This window comes from Patescibacteria group bacterium (genome assembly GCA_018896645.1).
GTDB lineage: Bacteria > Patescibacteriota > Patescibacteriia > UBA2591 > JABMQE01 > JAHIMF01.
In genome coordinates, this window is sequence record JAHIMF010000022.1 from 1 (window position 1) to 5,259 (window position 5,259).

The 5,259-nt window shown below is 39.7% G+C and carries 6 protein-coding genes; 5 read left to right on the plus strand and 1 reads right to left on the minus strand.

The genetic code is table 11. From position 1 onward, the window contains the following. The first annotated feature begins 148 nt into the window (after nt 1-148). The 3 genes from KKD20_01515 (at nt 149) to KKD20_01525 (ending at nt 2,830) form a co-directional block, all read left to right on the plus strand. Nucleotides 149-559: a hypothetical protein gene (locus KKD20_01515; GenBank protein ID MBU4331785.1), complete on the plus strand. Its 411-nt coding sequence runs from the start codon at nt 149-151 to the stop codon at nt 557-559. A gap of 115 nt (nt 560-674) precedes the next feature. Further along, complete coding sequence (locus KKD20_01520; GenBank protein ID MBU4331786.1) at nt 675-1,484, plus strand: glucosamine-6-phosphate deaminase; 810 nt, start codon at nt 675-677, stop codon at nt 1,482-1,484. A gap of 164 nt (nt 1,485-1,648) precedes the next feature. Further along, nucleotides 1,649-2,830, plus strand: a complete 1,182-nt coding sequence (locus KKD20_01525) for a hypothetical protein (protein ID MBU4331787.1) — start codon at nt 1,649-1,651, stop codon at nt 2,828-2,830. Nucleotides 2,831-2,881: 51 nt separating this feature from the next. Here the strand turns inward: KKD20_01525 and KKD20_01530 are convergent, their stop codons facing one another. Beyond that, nucleotides 2,882-3,769 carry a bifunctional 5,10-methylene-tetrahydrofolate dehydrogenase/5,10-methylene-tetrahydrofolate cyclohydrolase gene (locus KKD20_01530; GenBank protein MBU4331788.1) on the minus strand — a complete coding sequence of 296 codons (888 nt, stop codon included), beginning with the start codon at nt 3,767-3,769 and terminating at the stop codon, nt 2,882-2,884. Between the two features lie 196 nt (nt 3,770-3,965). Here KKD20_01530 and KKD20_01535 point away from each other — a divergent pair, with 196 nt between their 5' ends. Together KKD20_01535 and KKD20_01540 are read left to right on the plus strand one after the other, a co-directional pair. Next, complete coding sequence (locus tag KKD20_01535; protein ID MBU4331789.1) at nt 3,966-4,997, plus strand: pesticidal protein Cry7Aa; 1,032 nt, start codon at nt 3,966-3,968, stop codon at nt 4,995-4,997. Next, nucleotides 4,978-5,259, plus strand: a 282-nt coding sequence (locus tag KKD20_01540) for a hypothetical protein (protein MBU4331790.1), incomplete at its 3' end; no start/stop codon positions are given. The genes KKD20_01535 and KKD20_01540, both read left to right, overlap by 20 nt.

The following is a 5,259-nucleotide window of genomic DNA, read 5'->3' on the forward strand; positions in this document are numbered from 1 at the left end:
GAAGCATAAAAGCATAAAAGCGCGAGAACATGAAAACACGAGAACATTAAAGCACTAGAGCACCAGAACATTAAAGCATTAAAACAAATTTGCTTTCTTGCTTTCTTGCTTTCTTGCTTTCATGTTTTAATGTTTTAATGAATCACCCATGATGCTGGATAATTTTATCAACCGACGCAGTAATCGCGTTAGTCTTTGGCTCTATATCATTGGGCTGGTTTTTGGCGTCTGGGGACTTTGGAATCATAATTCCGTAGCCATTCTTTTGGCTCTTATCCTGGCGGGCCTAAGCCACATTCTTTTAAAACGAGCTCAAAAAAAACAAGGCTTAAACAAATCAAACTATTCAAGCGGCACTCAAAAATCAAGAGGATCTCGACTGGCTGGCAATGGCGCCGAAGCCCTGGTCTCCAGGCCCAAGATTGCTGAACCTTTGTCTTCAACAGGAGAGGATTTATCCGCCCCGGTTGAAACCGGGGAGGCGGAGCCGGAGATTTATGATTTTGAAGAAGAACTAAAACGCGCTCCCGAGAAAATCAACATTAAGGTTAACCAATAAAAAACATGGAACTTATTATTGCCGCAGATTATGACGAGCTGAGTCTGCCTTCGCTCTAATAAATCAGAGCTTCGGCAGATAAACAGCAAAAAATTTATTAAAGTTTAAAAAAATTATGAAAGTAATTATCTGCGAAGATTATATGAAGATGAGCAAAAAGGCGGCCGAGGTTTTTACGGGCCAAATAAAGGAAAAACCTGATTCTGTCCTGGGTTTTGCAACCGGCTCAACGCCAGCTGGCCTGTATCAAGAACTAATCAAAGCTTGCGAGCGAGGAGAGGTGGATTTTAGCCAAATCACCTCTTTTAATTTAGATGAGTATTATAAAATAAGCCCTGACAACGAACAAAGTTATCATTATTTTATGCGAGAGCAGTTGTTTGATCATATTAATATTAAATCCAAGAATATCCATATGCCCTCAATAATGATGGGAGCAAGGGCTCCCATCCAGCCACAGGGTGGAGCTGGAGCCCTTGCTCCGACTCAAGCTCCAGTCCCGGACGGCGAAACAAAAGATATTAAACAATTTTGCACTGATTACGAGGAAGCGATTATCCAGGCCGGGGGTATTGATTTGCAAGTGCTCGGCATTGGTAAAAATGGCCACATTGCTTTTAATGAGCCGGGCAGTTCATCCAACTCGCGGACTCGATTAGTAGATTTAACCCAAGACACCATTAACGCTAACTCTCGTTTCTTTGACAAGATAGACGAAGTCCCGAAGCAAGCCATCACCATGGGCTTAGCCACGATTATGGAATGCAAAAAAATTATAATGCTCGCTAACGGTTCAAGCAAGGCCGAGGCAATGGTTAAAGCGCTGGAAGGATCGGTGACTGAAGAAGTGCCAGCCTCAATCTTACAAAAACATTCGGAGGTGATATTTATTATGGATAAAGAAGCAGGGGGATTGTTGTCGTAGTAACTTGTTGTAACTTATGGTAATTCAATGGTGTTACAACCGCATTACAATTGTATTACGCGAGGTTGAGCGAAGCGAAAACGAGCAAATTACTACGAGTTACAATGACCAAGAAAACTAACAAGCTGTTGACCAAACTGAATTTTTATTTTTAATTCATTTTTGTGCAGATAATTCTCTTTGAAGACAAGGAAATAAAAAACCTTTATCCGATTACCTTAACTCGGCCGGGTTTTGATATTACTTGCGGCGGAACCAATCTGTATAATTTGGCAAAAAAATATTTTAAAGCCAGTCCAATTTCTTTCATTGTCCGCGATTATATAAAACAAACAGCCGAACAAAAGTATGACAACCCCAAGTTAAGAGGCCAAGAATTTTTATTGATTAATGCCAGCCTAGAGCCAAGTATTGATAATGTGAGAGAGATTAAGAAGAAAACCATAAAGCCGGGAGTGGTATTAGAAAATGGAGATAGAGTTGTTGCGGCGCGTTTAGAAATTAAGAAAACAAGAAAACAAGTTTTGGAATTAGGGAAGGTTCAGAAAACAAAAGTGAAATTATTTGCCTATCCCTGGGATATCATTGTCTCTAATAAAAAAATACTGCCCGACAATATCCAATATCTAGCCCCAAAATTAAAAGAGGGTTTATATATCGGCAAAAATGTTGATGTCAGTAAAAACGTTGTCCTTGATACGGAAAATGGTCCGATTTATATTGGCGATAACACGAAAATCTTCCCTTTTGTTCGTATTGAAGGTCCAGTATACATTGGCAGCAACTGTAAAATTAAAACCTTTGCTGATATCAAAGATGGAACAACTATTGCCGACAACTGTAAAGTTGGCGGTGAAGTAGAAGCTTCTGTTATCGAATCATACTCCAACAAACAACATGCGGGGTTCTTAGGGCATGCTTATGTGGGATCGTGGGTTAATATCGGCGCGGGCACTGCAAATTCTGATTTGAAAAATACTTATGGCACTATCAAAATGGAAATTGATGGTCAAAAAATTGATACGGGCTTACAGTTCTTGGGTTGTGTTATCGGGGACCATTCCAAAACCGGCATTAACACTTCTATTCTCACTGGTAAGACAATGGACGTGAATTGCAATGTCATTGGCCTGGTGGCCGACAATATGCCGTCGTTCACAAATCTAACGCCAAAAGGGGCAACAGAATATTATTTAGAACAAGCGATAAAAGTTCAAAAAAGAATGTTTGAGCGGAGGGATATTCAACAAACTGCTGCTGACAAAAAATTGTTGGCTGATGTATTCAAAACGACAGCTCGGGAGAGAAAAGTTATGAAGGTTAAAAAAGGAGACGTGAAAGTGTAGCGGAGCAATTACATTTTTATTGATAGAAGGCGGGCAAACGTCTGCCCGCCTTCAGGAAGAAATTATTTTGTGTTGTTGTTTGTAAAGTTTAACCGTATTAGCCAACAACATAGCCACCGTAACCGGCCCGACTCCGCCAGGCACTGGCGAAATCCACTTAGCTTTTTTGCCGCAGGAAGTAAAATCAACATCGCCCCAAACTGCTCGCTTCAGCCGCGAGCCAATATTTTTAATAAAATTGCAGCCAACATCAATAATAATAACTTCTTTTTTAATCATATTGGCTTTTAAAAATTTTGGTTTGCCAATGGCAATAATGATAACGTCAGCCTCCTTGGTCTTTTCGGAAAAATTTTTGTCTTGAGGCGATACCCACTCACATGTTTTGACCCGTCTGCCTTTAACAAACAGATGATTAAACGGCTCGGCAAAAATTTGACTATTGGAAACTATCAAAACATTTTTATCGCTTATATCCTCCCTTGTCGCCCGAATCAATTTAATAATCCCCTCGCATAATCCCGGTATAATATAAGGCCGGCCATTTTTTAAAAGTTTGATATTTTCGGGGTGAAAACCATCAGCATCTTTTCGGGGGTCTAAAGCCTTGATAATTTTATCTTCGTCCAAATGCTTGGGCAAGGGAAGCTGAACAATAATGCCATTTATTTCTTTGTCTTGATTTAAAAAATCCAGACACTCTAAAACTTGCTTTTCCAAAGCATCCTTGGGCAGCTCGTATAAATAAAACTCAATACCGCATTTTAAGCAGGCTTTTTGTTTAAGCTTAACGTAAACTTTTGAGGCCTTGCTATCGCCGACCAAAATAACTGCCAGTGATGGAGTTAATTTTTTTTTCACAATCTCTTGACGAATTTCATGAAAAATTTTGTCGGCTAAAAACCGACCGTTAATAATTTGTGAATTAAATTTAGGCATTGTCTGTAATTTAACCTCTTTTCAATTCTACTATTTTTTAAAAATATTGTCCAAGGTTTTATGATTGCGCTTTTCTTCCCTGTAGTATTGAACAGAGCAAAAAGGCCTTAAATCGGACTTTTCAACATAGCCAAAAGCGAAGAGACCTGCTATAATAAATAAAAGCGGGTTTTTTAGTTTTAAAATTTGAAGCAAGATGGCAAAAGTAGAAAAATTAGGCGTGATATTGCGGCCGACAAAGCGCGCTTTTGAAAGCAGGTGCGTTTTGAATCCGGCAACCTATCGGGAAGGTAACTATGTCCATTTATTTTATCGGGCAGTTAACAATAAACATCAGTCTGCTATCGGTTATGCCAAGCTCGAGGGTCCGCTTAAGGTGATAGAGCGCAAAGAAACGCCGATTATCAAAAGAGAGTTTGAATATGAATCAACAGGCGTGGAAGACCCCAGGATTGTAAAATTGGGAAAAACTTTTTATATGACTTACGTTGCCCATGACGGTAAAAACGCTATCACAGCGCTTGCCACCAGCAAAGATCTATCAAACTTTGAAAAAAAAGGAATTATTACGCCAAGAATTTCTTATGACAAGGCCGAGGATTTATTTCGGACATCAAAATTAAAAGATAAATATTTCTTTTTCGAGGCTTATTATAAGGACAGAATGGCTTATGATGTTTTGCTCTGGGATAAAGATGTTTTTTTGTTCCCCCAAAAAATAAAAAGCAAATATGCTTTGATTAATCGGATTCTCCCTGACATCCAGATAGTTTATTTTAAGGAATTTAAGGAATTAGCCAGCGATTTGTTCTGGCGGAAATATTTGAGGCAACTTTCTAAATATGTGGTTTTGGAGAACAGGCACTGGTACGAATCAAGGAATATCGGCGGCGGCTGCCCGCCGATTAAGACCAGGGCTGGCTGGCTTTTGATTTATCACGCGGTTGAAGAGCTAAATAAAATCAAAAGATACCACGCGGGAGCGGCTTTGCTTGATTTTAAAAATCCGCAGAAAGTGATTGGCCGCTTGCGCGATCCGCTTTTTTCTCCGGAAGAATCTTGGGAGAGGCAAGGAGAGACAAGCAATGTAGTTTTTCCAACCGGCACTGCTATTTTTGGCAACGACCTTTATATATATTACGGAGCCGCTGATATAAGAATTGCTGTGGCAAGGGTCAATCTTAAGGAACTGCTTAAAGAATTAATCCATGCAAAAGAAGAATCATAAAAAATTCAAACTATTCGCCTCGGATCTTCTTAAGAGCGAGGGGCGGCAATTAAAGAAACAAGAAGCGGCTGGCAAGAGTTCCACAGTTTTATATTTGGCTACTTATCCCCCGAGAGAATGCGGCATTGCCACTTTTACCCGCGACTTAACTAGCGCTATGGACAGGAAATTCAGTCCGGCGCTCGAGGCAAAGATTTTGGCTATTAACGATAATGGCTCAAGCATTTATAATTACAGCAAAAAAGTCCAGTTTCAAATTAAC